At 72.2% G+C, this 16,614-nt stretch carries 17 protein-coding genes and 1 tRNA gene; 6 read left to right on the top strand and 12 right to left on the bottom strand.

Annotation, left to right across the window (positions count from 1 at the left end; genetic code table 11):
- Nucleotides 1–657, bottom strand: coding sequence for an HAD family hydrolase (locus tag ACZ6N8_RS07440; protein ID WP_466008251.1), 657 nt, complete (start codon nucleotides 655–657; stop codon nucleotides 1–3).
- A 16-nt stretch (nucleotides 658–673) separates the two neighbouring features.
- Nucleotides 674–760, bottom strand: a tRNA-Ser gene (locus ACZ6N8_RS07435).
- A gap of 162 nt (nucleotides 761–922) precedes the next feature.
- Here ACZ6N8_RS07435 and ACZ6N8_RS07430 point away from each other — a divergent pair.
- Nucleotides 923–1,900: an NAD(P)H-quinone oxidoreductase gene (locus ACZ6N8_RS07430; RefSeq protein ID WP_466008249.1), complete on the top strand. Its 978-nt coding sequence runs from the start codon at nucleotides 923–925 to the stop codon at nucleotides 1,898–1,900.
- On the opposite strand, the gene soxR is transcribed toward ACZ6N8_RS07430, so the two are convergent.
- Entirely contained in the window at nucleotides 1,883–2,341 is a 459-nt protein-coding gene (gene soxR, locus ACZ6N8_RS07425) for a redox-sensitive transcriptional activator SoxR (protein ID WP_466008247.1), read from the bottom strand. The two genes, ACZ6N8_RS07430 and soxR, sit on opposite strands and share 18 nt — an antisense overlap.
- 47 nt (nucleotides 2,342–2,388) lie before the next feature.
- On the opposite strand from soxR, the gene ACZ6N8_RS07420 reads away from it, so the two are divergent.
- Entirely contained in the window at nucleotides 2,389–3,084 is a 696-nt protein-coding gene (locus ACZ6N8_RS07420; protein WP_466008245.1) for a transketolase, read from the top strand.
- Nucleotides 3,085–3,088: 4 nt separating this feature from the next.
- Entirely contained in the window at nucleotides 3,089–3,982 is an 894-nt protein-coding gene (locus ACZ6N8_RS07415; RefSeq protein WP_466008243.1) for a transketolase family protein, read from the top strand.
- On the opposite strand, the gene ACZ6N8_RS07410 is transcribed toward ACZ6N8_RS07415, so the two are convergent.
- Nucleotides 3,968–4,675 carry a glycosyltransferase family 2 protein gene (locus tag ACZ6N8_RS07410; RefSeq protein WP_139587811.1) on the bottom strand — a complete coding sequence of 236 codons (708 nt, stop codon included), beginning with the start codon at nucleotides 4,673–4,675 and terminating at the stop codon, nucleotides 3,968–3,970. The genes ACZ6N8_RS07415 and ACZ6N8_RS07410 overlap by 15 nt on opposite strands.
- A gap of 124 nt (nucleotides 4,676–4,799) precedes the next feature.
- On the opposite strand from ACZ6N8_RS07410, the gene ACZ6N8_RS07405 reads away from it, so the two are divergent.
- Nucleotides 4,800–6,953 carry a hypothetical protein gene (locus ACZ6N8_RS07405; protein WP_466008241.1) on the top strand — a complete coding sequence of 718 codons (2,154 nt, stop codon included), beginning with the start codon at nucleotides 4,800–4,802 and terminating at the stop codon, nucleotides 6,951–6,953.
- A gap of 164 nt (nucleotides 6,954–7,117) precedes the next feature.
- Entirely contained in the window at nucleotides 7,118–8,719 is a 1,602-nt protein-coding gene (locus tag ACZ6N8_RS07400; protein ID WP_466008239.1) for a ricin-type beta-trefoil lectin domain protein, read from the top strand.
- Nucleotides 8,720–8,762: 43 nt separating this feature from the next.
- Here ACZ6N8_RS07400 and ACZ6N8_RS07395 read toward each other — a convergent pair whose 3' ends face one another.
- The 6 genes from ACZ6N8_RS07395 to ACZ6N8_RS07370 all read right to left on the bottom strand — a co-directional run bounded on the left by ACZ6N8_RS07395 (nucleotide 8,763) and on the right by ACZ6N8_RS07370 (nucleotide 14,499).
- Nucleotides 8,763–9,362 carry a hypothetical protein gene (locus tag ACZ6N8_RS07395; protein WP_466008237.1) on the bottom strand — a complete coding sequence of 200 codons (600 nt, stop codon included), beginning with the start codon at nucleotides 9,360–9,362 and terminating at the stop codon, nucleotides 8,763–8,765.
- A 56-nt stretch (nucleotides 9,363–9,418) separates the two neighbouring features.
- Nucleotides 9,419–10,885 (bottom strand): sensor histidine kinase, encoded by a 1,467-nt coding sequence (locus ACZ6N8_RS07390; RefSeq protein ID WP_466008235.1) that lies wholly within the window; start codon nucleotides 10,883–10,885, stop codon nucleotides 9,419–9,421.
- On the bottom strand, nucleotides 10,878–11,570 hold the full coding sequence (locus ACZ6N8_RS07385; RefSeq protein WP_466008234.1) for a response regulator transcription factor: 693 nt from the start codon (nucleotides 11,568–11,570) through the stop codon (nucleotides 10,878–10,880). Before ACZ6N8_RS07385 ends, ACZ6N8_RS07390 begins: the two co-directional genes overlap by 8 nt.
- Before the next feature lie 78 nt (nucleotides 11,571–11,648).
- On the bottom strand, nucleotides 11,649–12,161 hold the full coding sequence (locus ACZ6N8_RS07380; protein WP_364370844.1) for a hypothetical protein: 513 nt from the start codon (nucleotides 12,159–12,161) through the stop codon (nucleotides 11,649–11,651).
- A 111-nt stretch (nucleotides 12,162–12,272) separates the two neighbouring features.
- On the bottom strand, nucleotides 12,273–13,280 hold the full coding sequence (locus tag ACZ6N8_RS07375; protein ID WP_377602062.1) for a protein kinase family protein: 1,008 nt from the start codon (nucleotides 13,278–13,280) through the stop codon (nucleotides 12,273–12,275).
- A 46-nt stretch (nucleotides 13,281–13,326) separates the two neighbouring features.
- Entirely contained in the window at nucleotides 13,327–14,499 is a 1,173-nt protein-coding gene (locus ACZ6N8_RS07370; RefSeq protein ID WP_466008232.1) for a thiolase family protein, read from the bottom strand.
- Nucleotides 14,500–14,596: 97 nt separating this feature from the next.
- Here ACZ6N8_RS07370 and ACZ6N8_RS07365 point away from each other — a divergent pair, with 97 nt between their 5' ends.
- Entirely contained in the window at nucleotides 14,597–15,025 is a 429-nt protein-coding gene (locus tag ACZ6N8_RS07365) for a PH domain-containing protein (RefSeq protein ID WP_466008230.1), read from the top strand.
- A 4-nt stretch (nucleotides 15,026–15,029) separates the two neighbouring features.
- Here ACZ6N8_RS07365 and ACZ6N8_RS07360 read toward each other — a convergent pair whose 3' ends face one another.
- A complete protein-coding gene (locus ACZ6N8_RS07360) occupies nucleotides 15,030–15,941 on the bottom strand; it encodes a rhomboid family intramembrane serine protease (RefSeq protein WP_466008228.1) in 912 nt (303 codons plus the stop codon).
- A gap of 94 nt (nucleotides 15,942–16,035) precedes the next feature.
- A complete protein-coding gene (locus ACZ6N8_RS07355; protein WP_466008226.1) occupies nucleotides 16,036–16,566 on the bottom strand; it encodes a peptidylprolyl isomerase in 531 nt (176 codons plus the stop codon).
- Nucleotides 16,567–16,614: the final 48 nt, after the last annotated feature.

Here is a 16,614-nt window from a genome sequence, read left to right as displayed (position 1 = left end):
CTAACCCCCGACCGCGTTGTGCATCGCCACCAGGCCCGGCAGCTCGTCGAGCGAGCCGATGCGGAACAGGCACCGCTGCGACACGTCCGGCATGTCGAGGATGTGGCCCCACGGACCACGCCGGATCAGGCACGCCTTCATGCCGGCCTCCACGGCCGGGCGCGCGTCGTTGTCGGGCCGGTCGCCGACGTACAGGATCGACGACGCGTCGCCACCGCCCTCACGGACGACCCGCTCGAAGAAGGCAGGCGCCGGCTTCGCCACGCCCCAGCCGTCCGACGTCCCGATCATGTCCACGGAGAGGTCGAGGTCGCGCAGGATGCCCTCGGCACGGGCCGGCTGGTTGCCGGCCAGGCCGACGAACAGACCCTGGTCCTTCAGGGCCGTCAGGCACGCCCGCGCGTCCGGGTAGAGGTCCTCCTCGCCGAACAACTCCGGCTTGCCGGCGGCCGCCCGGCGCTCAAGCTCCGCCGGGAGGTCGAAGTCGGGCCGGAAGGTCCGGAACGTCTCCCGATAGTCCAGGCCCCGGGCGATCACGGCACCGAAGACCGCCGAGAACGTGTGCCGTGGGACACCGAGCCAGTCCGCCCAGGTCTGGAACTCGCGGGACTCGTCCAGAACCGTCCCGCCGACATCGAAGATGATTGCGGTGATCATGCGCGGATCATAGGTGCGGAGGGTGTGGGATTCGAACCCACGAAGACATCGCTGCCTTACCGGTTTTCAAGACCAGCGCCATCGGCCACTAGGCGAACCCTCCCGGGCCGCCACCCGTAGGTGTACGACCACGCATAGTCTGCCACGGCTCGCTCCAGGCGGCCCGGCGTCCCTCCCCGATGCGCCGACCAGGTGCTCCGGCAGGTCCACAGTGGGCCATGGGGTGCGCCTGCGGTGGGGGGCCACATCGGGTAAGACTGAGCCCATGCGAGCCATCACGATTCCACAGCCCGGTGGTCCCGACGCGCTGGTCTGGGCGGAGGTGCCCGATCCTGAGCCCGGCCCCGGCGAGGTGGTGGTGGACGTACGGGCCGCCGGGGTCAACCGCGCGGACCTGCTGCAACGGCAGGGTCACTACCCGCCACCGCCCGGCGCGTCGGAATATCCCGGGATGGAGTGCTCCGGGGTGATCAGCGCGGTCGGGCCTGAAGTGACCGGGTGGACCGTCGGGCAGGAGGTGTGTGCGCTGCTGGCCGGTGGCGGGTACGCCGAGAGGGTGGCCGTACCGGCCGGGCAGTTGCTGCCGGTGCCTGCGGGCGTCGACCTGACCGACGCCGCGGCGCTGCCTGAGGTGGCCTGCACGGTCTGGTCGAACGTGGTGGGCGTGGGCCGGCTCAGCTCGGGTGAACGGCTGCTGGTGCACGGCGGGGGCAGCGGGATCGGCACGTTCGCGATCCAGTTCGGGGCGGCGCTCGGCGCGACGGTCCTGGCGACCGCGCGGGCGGCCAAGCATCCTCGGCTGCACGAGCTGGGCGCGGCGGTGACTATCGACTACCGCAAGCAGGACTTCGTCGAGGAGGTCCGGCAGGCCACCGACGGCCACGGCGCGGACGTGATCCTCGACATCATGGGTGCCTCCTACCTGGGCCGCAACGTCGCTGCGCTGGCCACCGGTGGCCGCCTCGTGGTGATCGGGATGCAGGGTGGGCGCAAGGCCGAGCTGGATCTCAGCGCGTTGCTGGCCAAGCGGGCGTGCGTCGCGGCGACCGCGTTGCGGTCCCGTCCGCTGGCCGAGAAGGCGGCGATCGTCCGGGGCGTACGCGACGAGGTGTGGCCGTTGATCGAAGCCGGCAGGATCCGCCCGGTGGTGGACCGGCGGCTGGCGATGGCCGAGGCGGCGCAGGCCCACCGGCTTGTCGAGTCGAACGATCACCTGGGCAAGGTGCTACTCACCGTCGGGTGACGCCGGCCGGGGCAGCATGAGGCGCGCGCCCGGCCCCTCGCCGGCCAGGGTGTCCCCCGGGTTGTTGAGCGTGCAGCGTTGCAGGGACAGGCAGCCGCAGCCGATGCAGCCGTCCAGGTCGTCGCGGAGCTTGGTGAGCAGCCGGATCCTCTCGTCCAGCCGGCCCCGCCAGCTCGCCGAGAGCCGTTCCCAGTCCTGTGGGCTGGGCGTACGGCCCCCGGGCAGTGATTCCAGCGCGGCCCGGATCTCGTCGAGCGAGACGCCGACCTGCTGCGAGATCCGGATGAAGGCGACCCGCCGCAGCTCGGCGCGGGCGTACCGGCGCTGGTTCCCGCCGGTGCGGTCGGCGCGGATCAGCCCGAGCCGCTCGTAGTAGCGCAGCGCGGACGGCGCGACGCCCGATCGGGCCGACAACTCGCCGATCGTCAACAAATCCGTCATCACCCGGTCCTTGAGTTGAAGCGCACTTCAAGTCAGAGAGTAGTGGCATGGCAACCACACTCACCACCGACAGCGCCGCCTCGCTCCCCGCGCTGATCCGCCGGCTGACCGGCGACGAGAAGCACGCACCGAGCGCCCACTCGACCGTCGACGTGCTCCAGGTCCTCTACGACCGGGTCCTGCGAATCACCCCGGACACCGCCGACGATCCGGAGCGCGACCGGTTCCTGCTCTCCAAGGGCCACGGACCGGTCGCCTACTACGCGGTGCTCGCCGCGCACGGCTTCATCCCTGACGACTGGCTCGACGACCTCGCCGGCCCGGGGAGCCGACTGGGCCACCACCCGGACCGGACGCTCGTGCCGGGGGTCGAGATCGGCTCCGGCTCCCTGGGCCACGGTCTCGGTCTGGGCGTCGGCACCGCACTCGGGCTGCGGGCCCAGGGCCTGCTCAAACCCCGGGTGTACGTGCTGCTCGGCGACGCCGAACTGGACGAGGGCTCCAACCACGAGGCAATCGCGTACGCGGGCGCGACAGGCCTGGGAAACCTCACCGCGATCGTCGTCGACAACTCGTCGACCACCCACGGCTGGGCGGGCGGGATCGCCAGCCGGTTCACAGTGAACGGCTGGACCGCCGACACGGTCGACGGCCGGGACCACACCGACCTGTACGTGGCGCTGACCGGGCACCGGCCCGGCCGGCCGCACGTCGTGGTCGCCCGCGTCGAGAGCAGGGGATGACACCATGCGTGCCGCCTTCATCGACACCACCACGGCCCTGCTCGACGAGGACCCCCGTACCGCCCTCGTGCTGGCGGACATCTCGGCCAGCCAGTTCGCGCCCGCCGGTGCCCGGCACCCGGACCGGGTGCTCAACGTCGGCATCCGGGAACAACTCATGATCGGCGTGGCCGGCGGGCTCGCCCTGACCGGGCTGCGCCCGATCGCGCACTCGTACGCGACGTTCCTGGTCGACAGGGCGTACGAGCAGATCAAGCTGGACCTGGACCACCAGGGCGTCAGCGCGGTGCTGGTCAGCATCGGCGGGTCGTACGACGGGTCGCGGGAGGGCCGGACCCACCAGTCGCCCGGGGACGTGGCGCTCTTCGACTCCCTCGGCGGCGCGTGGACGGTACGCGTGCCCGGCCACCCGGACGAGGTGGCGCCGCTGCTCCGGGCCGCCACGGCCACCGACGACCCGATCTACCTACGGCTCGGCGAGCAGCGCAACGCCCGGGCGTACCCGGACGCCTACCGGCTGCGGGTGCTGCGGCGGGGCGGGGTGGACGCTCCGCTCGTGGTGGCCGTCGGGCCGATGCTCGACCCCATGCTGGCGGCGACCGAGGGGCTGGACGTGACAGTGGCGTACACCCACACACCCCGCCCGTTCGACGTTGCCGGGCTGCGCGCGCTCGCCGGGACGGAGGTGGTGCTCGTCGAGCCGTACCTCGCGGGGACGTCGAGCGCGGTCGTCGGCCGAGCGCTCGCGGACGTGCCGCACCGGCTGCTCACCCTCGGGGTCGGCCGGGCCGACCTGCGACGGTACGGCGATCCCGCAGACCACGCCCGGTGGCACGGCCTGGACGCCGAAGGGCTGCGGCGGTCGCTCGACGCGTTCCTGGGATCAGTTCGACGATGAGACAGCGGGACGGCGGCGGGCGCGTTCGCGACCGAGGATCCAGATCGCCTCGACGCCGTCCTTCCAGGTGATCTTCTTGCCCTCTTCGCGGCCACGGGCCCGGTAGCTGATCGGCACCTCGTACGGGCGGATGCGGCGGCGCAGCAGCTTGCCTGTCACCTCGGCCTCCATGCCGAAGCCGCGCGAGCGCACCCCCAGCGACCGGTAGAGCGCCACAGGCATCAGCTTGAAGCAGGTCTCCAGATCACCGATGTACGAGTTGAACAGCACATTGGCCGCCATCGTGACGCCCTTGTTGCCCATCACGTACCAGAAGCTGTAGGCACTGTGGCTGCCGAAGGTGCGATTTCCGTAGACCACTGTCGCGCGCCCGTCGAGCACCGGGTCGAGCAGTTTGGGGATGTCCTGCGGGTCGTACTCCAGGTCGGCGTCGAGGATGACCATGTAGTCGCCCTCGGCGCTGTCCACCGCGGTCTTGATGGCCGCGCCCTTGCCGGCGTTGCGCTGGTGGGTGATGACGCGCAGGCGAGCGTCGTCGGCGCGACCGAGGATCTCACCGGTGCCGTCCCGGCTGCCGTCGTCGACAACGACCAGCTCGATCTCGCAGGGATAGTCCACCGCCAATGCCTGCTTGAGGGCATCCGCGATGCGTTCTTCCTCGTTGTAGACCGGCATGAGGATCGAGAGCTTCACGGGAATCTCCACGGTGGCGACAACACGTCGGGCATAGCCTAGCCTGGCTGGTCAGCTCGACGCTGGCCGCCATCGTCGGGCGGTCGGCGTGGCGGACTCAGGCGGATGGTGTTTACTTCCGGCCATGTCGGCTGCCGGCTCCCTGCTCGCGGCGGTTCCCGCCGCCTCGGTGCTCCTGCTCACCGTCGCGACGAGGCCGCGCGGGGTCGGTGCGGTGGCCCCACTGCGGCTGGCAGTGGTACGCGCCGCCCTGCTCACCGGAGCGTACGCGGTGCTCGTCGTCGAGGCGCTCGGCGCACTGCACGCGTTGAACAGGGCGGCGTTCACCATCGCCTGGCTGCTCTTCCTGGTGGTCGCCGCGACCGCCGCCGGATTGCGGTGGCGCCGGGCTGACGAATCCGCGCCGCCACCCACCGCCGCACCCCGGCCGGTGCCGGTCGGCGCCGTGGCGTCCGGCGGTGGACCCGACGCACCCGCCCCGGTCGTCGCCGACGGCGCTCCCGCGCCGACCCGGACCGACAGGTCACCCGCCGGGTTGCTCGCCGTGGCGGTCGACACCTGGCGTACGGCCGGCCGGGGCGAACGGCTGCTCGCCGGCGCGATCGCCGGGCTGGTCCTGGTGGAGCTGCTTATCGCGCTGCTTGCCGAGCCGAACAACTTCGACTCGCAGACGTACCACCTGCCAAAGGTGGAGCACTGGGTCGCCCAGGGTGACCTGGACTTCTGGGCCACCGCCATCCACCGGCAGGTGACCATCCCGCCGGGCGCCGAATACCTGCTGCTGCACCTGCGCCTGCTCACCGGCGGGGACGCGCTGCACAACCTGGTGCAGTGGGCCGCCGGGGTGCTCTGCCTGCTGGTGGTCGCGCGGATCACCGCGCAGCTCGGCGGTGGCCGGCGGGCCCAGCTGCTCACCGTGTTCGTGCTGGCGAGCACGCCGATGGTGGCCCTCCAGGCGACAAGTACGCAGACCGACCTGGTCTGCGCGGCGTGGGTGGCCTGCGCGGCGACCCTCGTGCTGGACGGCCTGCGTCAACGGACCGGCTGGGGCACGCTGCTCGCGCTCGGGGCCGCCACCGGTCTGACCGCTGTGACGAAGACAAGCGGCCTGATCGCGGTGGGCCCGCTGCTGGTCCTCTGGGGGCTGGCCCAGCTCCGCCTGGTCCTGGCCGACCGAGCACCGGCGCGGGCCGGCGGTGTGGCCCGTACGGTAGGCGGTTCGGTACTGATCCTGCTTGTCGCCGCGGTGGTCGTCGGCCCGTTCCTGGCCCGGGTGACCGCCGAGTTCGGGCACCCGCTGGGGCCGCCCCGGTTGCGCGAGTCCATCCCGATGGAACGGCACGATCCGGCGTCGGTGCTTGTCAACGCGCTGCGGATCGGGCACACCGCGTTCGACACACCGTTGGCGCCGCTGCGTCGCGCCGGCGCGGAGGCGATCATCGGCGGCGCGGACGCCATAGGCGTCGACCCGCAGGACCGGGCGATCACCTTCGGTCGGGAGATCTTCCCCGAGCCCGCCTGGTATCCGGACGAGGACCGGGTGGCGTTCCCGATCGCCGGGGCGCTGGCGTTGATCGGCGTGGCCGTCGCGCTGGCCCGGCCCCGCCGGATCGACTCCGGGCAGGTCGGGCCGCTGCGCGCGTACGCGGTGGTGGCGCTTGCCACGGTCCTGCTGCACACCGCGATGATCAAGTGGCAGCCGTGGGGCAACCGGCTGATCCTCTACGCCCTCGTGCTCGCCGTGCCGCTGGCCGGGCTCTGGCTGGACGCGCTGCTTCGCCGGCACGCCCCAGCGACGGCCGGGGTGGCGGCGCGACGCTCGATCGCCACGCTCGCGGCGGTCACCGTGCTGGCCACCTCGGCGCTGGCCGGGGTGCTCGCCCTGTCGTACGGCTTCCCGCGTCGGCTCGTCGGCGCCGGCTCGGTCTTCACCACCTCGGACTGGGACACCCGGTTCCTGCGCCGGCCACAGTGGGCCGACGAGTTCCGGTGGGCCGCGGCGTCGGTACGCGACAGCGGCGCCCGCCGGATCGGGCTGGTGCAGCAGAACGACAACTGGGAGTACCCGTGGTGGCTGCTGCTGCGGCAGCCCGACGGGGGCTCACCGGAGCTGGTGGCGTTGCAGTCGGTGCTGCCGGAACGACCTCCGGCCGACCCGGCCTCGGTGGACGCCATCGTCTGCACCGGCAGCAGGCCGGCCTGCGCCAAGCTCGTTCCGGCGGGCTGGCGGCTGGAGTTCCGCGACTACGTCGGCTACGCGCTGCCGCCCGGCCGCTGACCGCACCTGACAGGAAGGCACCGCCGCGCCGCCCGGATCGTCTGATCCGGGCGGTTCCGCATCCCGCGCGCAAGGATCCGAAGCGCATTCACATCCGTTGATCGGCACGTTACCGTCTGGTAACTCAATCGACGTCCCGCGATTGAGCCGAAAGGAGTGCGTCGATGCCTGTTACCCCCGCCAGGCCCGGACGCGCGACCCGACGACGGGCCATCACCGTCGCCGTGGCCGTCGCCGCTCTCGTCCTGCCGATGCTCGCCGGACCGGCAGCCCCCGCTGCCGCCGCCGACCGACCAGCCGTCCAACCACTCCCCGCCAACCTCGAAGCCATCCGGGCCGCCGAGGCCACCGCCCTCTACGGCAGCCCGGCGATCCGCCCGATCGAACAACGACGTACCTCTCTGATCACCATGGGTGACAGCCAGATCTCCGGGGAGGGGGTCGGCAACTACGTGCCCGGCACCCACCAGGACGGCAACTGGTGCGACCGCTCGTACGACCAGGCGGTGTTCCGCACCGGCATCCCGTCGGACGCGCGCTACAACATCGCCTGCTCCGGCGCGACTCCGTGGAACCTGATAGCCGGCGGCCCCACCCAGCACAACGAACTCAACCAGGGCGACTACCTGGGGATCAAGGCCCGCAACACGCACGTGAAGCTGATCTGGGTCGTCGTCGGCGCGAACGGCGACGGCACCATCCAGTTCGGCCCGGTCGCCACCGACTGCGCGATCAGCCGGGTCTTCCTCCAGGGCAACTGCTACCCCGACTACACCGATCAGTGGACGATCCGCACCGACGGCAGTCGCCGGGCGGTTGCCGACGCCCTCACCGACATCCGGCAGACCATGACCAGGGCCGGCTACCTGCGTACCGACTACGAACTGGTGCTCATGTCGTACCCGAGCCCGGCGAGCCCGGACGTGGAGGACAACCCGAACTTCCCGGGCTGGTACTCGGGCGGCTGCCTGCTCTACCTCGCCGACGCCGCGTTCGCCAGGAACAAGGCGGTGCCCCTGTTCGAGTCGGCGCTGCGTGCCGCGGCCGCCCAGACCGGCACCCGCTACCTGGACGCCAGCCGGCTCTTCCACGGCCACGAGGTGTGCACCGACAACACCTCGGTCCGCGGCCTCAACATCGAGATCGGGATCTGGAACGAGAACGCCGCCCGGCAGTCGTTCCACCCCAACGCCCGGGGCCACGGCATGTTCGCCCAGTGCATCACCCAGTTCTGGAACTCGGGACAGCAGCAGGCCACCTGCGTCGACCCGGCCAGCACCGGTGCCGGCGTGCTCTACTCCGGCCTGATGCAGTTCAAGCAGGTGCGCAACCTGGCCACAAACACCTGCGTCGACGGCAATGGCTACGACTCCCGCAACGGCACCGCCCAACAGTCGTACGGCTGCCACGGCGGGCGCAACCAGGGCTTCTGGTACGACTCGACCAGGCGCTCACTGCACTCGGAACTGTCGCACGACCGCTGCCTCGACGTTGCCGGCGGATCGATGACGGCAGGCACGGCTGTCAACATCTACGACTGCAACGGCACCCCCGCCCAGCAGTTCGCCTTCGCCGGCAACCAGCTCAAGCCGGTGAGCGCCAGCACCCTCTGCGTGGCGTTCGACAACCCGTCGTCGGGCACTCCCCGGCTGCGGTTGGCCGCATGCTCCAGCAGCACCCGGCAGCAGTGGTCGTTCGAGGCCCGTACCGCCGCCAACCCGGTCGGCTACGGTCACGACGACTTCATCGGCTCGCGCGTCTACTGACGCGAAAAAAGGGGGCCCTGGCGTCGGCCAGGGCCCCCTTTTCTCACTTGGCGCGGGGGATGAGGATGAGCCGGGCCGCGCCCTTGTCGCCGTCCTTCGCCCCGGCGACACCGAGCGTCGTACCGACCTTGACGTCGCTGGCCCGCACGGTGGCCCGATGCTCGACGACCCGCAGGTCGTCGCCGAAGGTCCAGGTCATGGTGAAGCCGTCGGTGGACTTGACAGTCATCGAGTCGCCGTCGATCGCGGTCACCTCACCACGCTGCACGGCGACGGTCTGCGTACCGCCGTCCTTCGTCTTCACCACTGCCTCACCGTGCAGGGTGTTCCTGCGCAGCAGCACGCGGGCCTGGCGACGCTTGCGCCACTCCTCGCCCCGCTTCTGCCTGGCCTTGTCCTGCGCGGTGGGGGAGGCACCGGGCGTCGGGGTGGCCGGCGCGGCGACGGTCCGCACGTCAAGCTCGTCGGCGTCGAAACCCATCGCGGCCAACGCCTGACCCTCCACCCCCATCGCCGCGGCGACGTCGACGGCGGCGTCCCGGGCGGGCTGGCTGGCCACCTCGGCCGCACCGCACCCGCTGACGCCGAGCGCGACCGCCGCGAGCAGGGCCGTGGTGCCGGTGGCGAAACCCCAACGTGGCATGACTGTTCCTCTCGTCCGTGGAGTCCTCAGCCTTCCCCCGGTCCGCGAGCGGAGCGTCAGGCCGATGTTCGGGCCAGGTAAGGATCACCGGGCAGCCGGACCGTGAAGGCCGCGCCGCCCTCCGGCGCGTGGCCGGCGACGATCTCCCCGCCGAGTCGACGCACCAACCCGGCGGCCAGCGCCAACCCGAGCCCGCTGCCCACCTTGCGCACTCCCCGGTAACGCTCATGCAGCGCGCCTCGCTCGAACGCCACCGCCAGGTCGTCGTCGGTGAAGCCGGGTCCGCCGTCGCGGACCTCCAGCACACCTCCGGCGGCCGGGCCCGCACCGGCCGGCCGGACCGCGAGCACCACAGGCGCACCAGGGGGTACGACCCGCAGCGCGTTCTCCAGCAGCCCGTCCACCACCTGCCGGATCCGACCCGGATCGGTGTACGCGGGCACCGGCTGACCCGGCGTCTCCACCCGGAACGGCACGCCCACCGCCGCGCACCGACCGGCCCAGGTCGGCTCGGCGTCCACGGCCAGCCGGGTCAGGTCCACCGACACCGGTTCGAGGGGGAAGTCGGCGGCCTCCAGCCGGGCCAGCGCCAGCAGGTCACCGATCAGCCGGTCCAGGTGTTGCGCCTCGGCAAGCATCGTCCGGCCGGTGTCGACCGTGTCGTCCGGGCCGAGCACCCCGTCGGAGAGCGCCTCCGCGTACCCCCGGATCGCGGTGAGCGGGGTCCGCAGCTCGTGCGAGACGGAGAGCAGGAACTCCCGCTGCCGGCCCTCGCTGGTGGCCAGGGCCGCGGCCAGGCCGTTCAACGCCTCGGCCAGGTCGGCGACCTCGTCCGGCGGCTCGACCGGTACCCGCACCGCGCGGTCACCGGCGCGCAGCCGGGCGGCGGCGGTCGCCGCGACGCGGATCGGGCGGGCCAGACGGCGGGCCAGCAGCAGACCGGCCACCACACCGGCGGCCAGCCCCGCCAGCAGCGGCAGCCAGAGGCTGCGCAGCACCTGTGCCCACAGCCCGTTCGCCGACGAGCGGGAGAGCACCACGCCGTTGCCGCCCGGCAGCGCCCGACCCTCGACCAGGGCACGCCGACCGTTGACCGCGCGGCGGGCCGACACGTTGCGCCCCTGCTCGATCCGCTGCACCACCCGGGGCGGCAGCCCCGGGCGGTCGACCGCCCCACGCCGGATCAGGTACGCGTCGATGCCCTGGTTGCGGAGTTGCTGGATGAGCCGCTCCTCGTCGGCCGTACGACCACGGTCCAACCGGGTCCGCAGCACCTCGGCGGCGAGCCGGGCCTGTGCGGCGAGCGCCTCCTGGTCGCGGCGCTCCGCGCCACGGATCGCCAGCGGCACCGCCACGATCGCGGTGACCAGCACCGACACCAGCGCCACCGCGCAGGTGACAAGCACCGCTCGGGCGGTCAACGTCCGGCCGAACCGGCTGCGCCGGGGCGCGGGCGGCGGGCCGGCACCGACCACGGGCAGGGTCATGGTCGGGGACTGGGCGCGGGCGGGGTGCTCAGGCATCGACGGCGTACCCCACGCCGCGATGGGTCCGGATGACACTCGCCGGGCCGAGCTTCGCGCGTACCTGGGCGACGTGCACGTCGACGGTGCGGGTGCCGGCGTGCGCCGCGTAACCCCAAACCCCGGCCAGCAGCTCCTCACGGGTGAAGACCCGCCCGGGCCGGGCCATCAGATGCGCCAGCAGGTCGAACTCGGTGGAGGTGAGCTGCACCGGCGCGCCGGCGGCGGTGACCGTCCGGCGGGCCGGGTCGAGCGTCACCGGTCCGACGACGCGCTGCCGGTCCGCGCCCTCCGGGCCGCCGGCGGAGCGGCGCAGCACCGCACGCACCCGGGCGACCAGCTCACGAGGGCTGAACGGCTTGGTCACGTAGTCGTCGGCACCCAGCTCCAGGCCGACGATCCGGTCGACCTCGTCGTCGCGGGCGGTGAGGAAGATGACGGGCGTCCAGTCGCCGGCCTCCCGCAGCCGCCGGCAGATCTCCGTGCCGGGCAGGCCGGGCAGGGCGATGTCCAGGACGCAGGCCACCGGGCGCAGCCGGCGGGCGGCGGACAGGCCGGCCGCGCCGTCACGCTCCAGGTGTACGCCGAACCCGTCCCTGGTGAGGTACAGCCGGACCAGGTCGGCGATGGCCGGCTCGTCCTCGACCACGAGGACGAGCCCGCGGTGCGGCGGGTCGACTGTCACCGGCCCATGATTGCCGACCCGTCGCGTCGACGCGATCGGTACGTGTTCGAGTTTGGTAAAGGCCCGCCCGGTGTGGCGTCAGCGCGCCACGGCGGGACGGAACACGCCCGCTCGGGCGGTCGCCGGTGTGTCGCTGATCGTCGCGACGACCCGCTCGCGGGGTGTCCGCAGGCGGGTCCGGAACGCGTGGTTCAGCAACGCGTCGAGCTGCCACACCCGCTTCGGGTGGGCCGTACGGATCAGGAACCGTTCCCGGATCCCGTCGATCGCGGTGGCGGCCAGCTCGACCGAGTGCAGCCGCGGGTCGGGGCTCCAGGTGACGTTGCTCAGCTCGCGCAGCTCGGTGTTGAGGTGCAGGCGCAGCCTGTGCAGCAGGCGGGTCTGCTGGGTCACCACCAGCCGCCGGTGGGTGAGCAGCAGAAGGTAGTCCCCGGTGACCGGGCGGTCGGGGCGGCTGCACCTGGTGACCAGGATGGTGGCGTCACCGGAGCCGACGCAGCGACGGAAGACAGGCATGTGCCGGCTGAGGGTCTGCACTGCCAGGCCGGCCTCGGCGGCGGCCGGGAGGAACGTTCGGGAGAAGACGTCCATGACCTGCCCAACGACGCCCCGGGCGGGGTGACGTGGGTCACGCCTACTTTTTGGAAGTTCCACGCGGCCTGTCGCACTGGCTGTCCGACTTCCGACCGGGACAGATCATGGTCAGGCGTCGGACCGGAGCGGATCGCCCGCGAACAACTCCTCGAGCCATCCCGGCACCGCGTCGGCGTAGTCGGTGCGGGACTCGTCCACGGTGTCCAACGCCCGCCGCCAGGAGAGCGCCCGGCTGACCGGGGCCAGGCCGATCGCGAGGTCGGCGGCCTCGACCAGGGTACGGCGGTCGTACCTGTCGGTCCACGCCTCCAGGTACGCGTCGCGCAGCCGCGTCAACTGGGCGTTCTCGGCCGACCGGCTGCTGGCGTACCGGATGGAACGCAGGGTCACCAGCAGCGTGCCGAACGGGTGCGCCACCGAGGCGTCGCCCCAGTCGAAGTAGCGGTAGCCGGCGTCACCGGCGAAGACGTTGCCGTCGTGCAGGTCGTCGTGCTGCACGGTGGCCGGAATGCCGATGTCGGCGAGCCGCCGGCACCGCTCGGCGTACGACGGCACCTCGGCGCGCAGCCGCTCGTGCTGGTCGGGGGTGAGCCCGCCCTCGGCTCCGATCAGCAGCGACCCGTGGTCGTCGAGCAGTTCGGCGAACAGACCGGCGAGCACCTCGGGTCGGTGGTCCGGCACGCCACCGGCGACCAGCCCGTCGGCGCGCGACGCGCTGGCCAGTTGCAGTGCCGCGTACCCGGGCAGTGCCCGCTCCCAGTGCGCCGGGTCGGGGTCGCGCGCCAGCACGTCACGCAACGACTCGCCGCCGTCGGGCAGCAGTGACCAGCCCTGCTCCGGGTCCACCGCGATCGGGGTAAGCACCCGGTCGGGCGTCAGCTCGGCGAGCGCCGCGATCAGGAACGCCTCGTGCACCGTCCCCGGATTGTTCGCCTTGAACCAGACCGGGCCGTCGTCGGTGGGCACCCGCCACACCAGTGACCAGGGGCGTACCCGGGGTTCGACAGGCCCGGTCACCCGCCTGCCGACCCGGGTCAGCTGCTCGTCGACCCAGAGCCGGGCCCGCGTCCGCCACTCCTCGCAGGAACTCTCGGGGGCGCGATCGATCGTCGTCACGAAGGGGACCCTAGGCGGCCCGGCCGGGTCCGGCGAGACGTTTTCCTCAGACCAGCTCGACGATCGTGGCGTTGGCCATGCCGCCGCCCTCGCACATGGTCTGGAGCCCGTAGCGGATCTCGTTGTCGCGCATGTGCTGGAGCATCGTGGTCATGATCCGGGCGCCGGAGCCGCCGAGCGGGTGCCCGAGGGCGATCGCGCCGCCGCGCGGGTTGAGCCGCTCCGGGTCCGCCTCGGTCTCCGCCAACCAGGCCAGCGGCACCGGGGCGAACGCCTCGTTCACCTCGTACACCCCGATCTCCTCGATGCCCAGCCCCGCGCGGCGCAGCGCCTTCGCGGTGGCCGGGATGGGCGCGGTGAGCATGGTGACCGGGTCGTCGGCGGCGACCACGGCGGTGTGGATGCGGGCCAGCGGGCGCAGGCCGTGCCGGCTGGCCCACTCGGAGGTGGTCACCGCGAGGGCGGCGGCGCCGTCGGAGATCTGGGACGCGGAGCCCGCCGTCACCACGCCGTCGGCGCGGAACGGGGTGGCCAGCTCGCCGAGCTTCTCCAGCGAGGTGTCGCGCCGGATGCCCTCGTCGGCGGCGAACTTGCCGCCGTCGCCGAGCGGTACCGGTGCCAGCTCCGGGTCGAACGCCCCGGCGTCCTGCGCGGCGGCGGCCTTCTCGTGGCTGGCAAGCGCGTACTCGTCCAGCTGGGTACGCGAGAAGCGCCAGCGGCGGGCGATCAGCTCGGCGCCGACGCCCTGGTTGAACGGCAGCGGCGCGTCGTCGGCGAAGCCCTCGACACCCCGGTAGCGGTCGCGGATCTGGTCGCTGAACGGCATCCCGCCGGCCACGCTGGAACCCATCGGCACCCGGGTCATCGACTCCACCCCGCCGGCGACCACGAGGTCGGCCTGGCCGGAGAGGACTGTGGCGGCGGCGAAGTGCAGCGCCTGCTGGCTGGAGCCGCACTGCCGGTCCAGGGTGGTGCCGGGAACGGTCTCCGGCCAGCCGGCCGCGAGCACCGCGTTGCGGGCGATGTTCCAGGACTGCTCGCCCACCTGGGACACACAGCCCCAGAAGACGTCGTCGACCTGCGCCGGGTCGAGCCCTGTGCGTTCGGCGAGGGCGCGCAGCACGTGCGCCGAGAGGTCGACCGGGTGGACGCCTGCGAGACTGCCCTTGCGCCGCCCGACCGGGGTGCGTACCGCGCCGACGATTACCGCGTCACTCATGTTTACCCCTCGGTAACTTGCGTGTCCCGATCCTACGTCGTCCATCGACCGGTCGTCCGCCCAGGCGACACGCGGCGGCCGCTGGCATGCTGGGCGGGTGGATGAGATCACCCCGGGCCGGACGTGGCGCGTACCGGCGAGCCTGCCGGCGGCGAAGCTGGCCGGCGCGGTCCTGCTCGTCGCGCTCGGTCTGCTCTTCGCCGACGGCGACCCGGTGCGGGTGGCGGTGGCCGCCCTGGCCGCCGCCGCGGTGGCCGGCTGGGCGGTACGCGACCTGGTCGCGCCGGTCCGGTTGGCCGTGGCCCCCGACGGCCTCACAGTCATCCGGGGCTTCGCCGGCCAGCGGCTGCTGCAGTGGTCGGCGGTCGAGGCGATCGCCGTGGACCGCCGACCCCGGTTCGGCCTCACCAGCGAGACCCTGGAGATCGACGCCGGCGACTCGCTGCACCTGTTCGGCAGGTACGACCTGGGTGCCAACCCGGAAGAGGTCGCCGCCGAGCTGCGCGCCGCCCGCCCGAACCCCTGACCTGTCAGCCGAGCAGTTGCGCCGTCCGGAAAAGGACCAGGGCGAGCAGGATCAGCAGGATGACCACACCGCCCGCGACCTGCACCAACGTGCGCCGGCCACGTGGCGCGTACGCGAGTACGAGCGCCATCAGCGCGCCGACCGCCAGGCCACCCAGGTGACCCGGAATGGAGATGCCCGGCACGGTCAGCGTGAACACCAGGTTGATCACCAGGATCGGGATCACCTGGGAGATGTCCCGGCCCAACTTGCGTTCGATGATGATCAGCGCGGCGAAGAGGCCGAAGACCGCCGTCGACGCGCCGGCCGTGGCCGAGTTCTGTGCGCTGAACAGGTAGGCGGCGACGTTACCGCCCAGGCCCGCGATCAGGTAGAGCGCGCCGAAGCGCAGCGGCCCGAGGTTGGCCTCCAACGACCGGCCGAGCACCCACAGCGCCCACATGTTCAGCAGCAGGTGGATCACGCCGTAGTGCAGGAACATCGCGGTGACCAGCCGGTACCACTCGCCGTCGGCGATGCCACCGAGCGTGCCGTCGGGGAAGACCGCAAGCCCCAGTACCGAACCCCAGTTGGTCAGCGGGGTGCTGCCGCCCATCAGCCCGCCGAAGCCGGAACCGCCAACCGCCGCGTCCCCACCCCGGTCCGAGGCGATGGACAGCAGCATGAGCAGCACGTTCAGCGCGATGATCGCCTTGGTGACGTAGCCGTGCCGGCCGGCGGTACCGCCACCGAAGGCGGTACGCGCCGGCCGCACACTGCGACGACCCTCGTTGACGCACTCCGGGCACTGGTGCCCGACGGACGCGTCCCGCATGCAGTCCGGACAGATCGGCCGGTCACAGCGGGTGCACCGGACGTAGGTCTCCCGACCGGGGTGCCGGTAGCAGACCGGGGTGGTCGGCGGGGACTCACTCACCGGGCCGACCCTCCGCCCGCCACCGCGCGGTCCACCGGCACCGGCCGTGCTCCGGAGCGCTCAATCATGCGAGCAAAGGTACCTCGCCTGTCGGTCAGGAGGCAGATCGCTCGATCTCGACCCGCTCGATGACGACGTCCTGCAACGGACGGTCGCTCGGGCCGGTCGGGGTGCTCGCGATCGAGTCGACGACCTTCACCGACTGCTCGTCGGCGATTTGCCCGAAGATCGTGTGCCTGTTGTTCAGGTGTGGCGTCGGCGACACGGTGATGAAGAACTGCGAACCGTTGGTGCCCGGTCCGGCGTTCGCCATGGCCAGCAGGTACGGCCGGTCGAAGCGCAGCTCCGGGTGGAACTCGTCGGCGAACTTGTAGCCCGGCCCACCCCGGCCGGTGCCGGTCGGGTCGCCCATCTGAATCATGAAACCGCTGATCACGCGGTGCGAGATGGTGCCGTCGTAGTACGGCCCACTGCCCGGCTGACCGGTGCGCGGGTCGGTGTACTCCCGGTTGCCCTCGGCCAGGTCGATGAAGTTGCGGACCGTCTTCGGAGCGTGGTTCGGGAAGAGCTCCAGCCGGATCGGGCCAGCGTTGGTGTGCAGGGTGGCGTAGACAGCCTCGGCCACGGGTACTCCTCACTCGTTGGTCAGTTCCATGCGGATCCTCCCATGTGC

The organism is Micromonospora sp. NPDC047521, assembly GCF_055587305.1.
The sequence above is the reverse complement of the archived record's forward strand: the minus strand, read 5'-3'. Positions and strand labels throughout refer to the sequence as shown.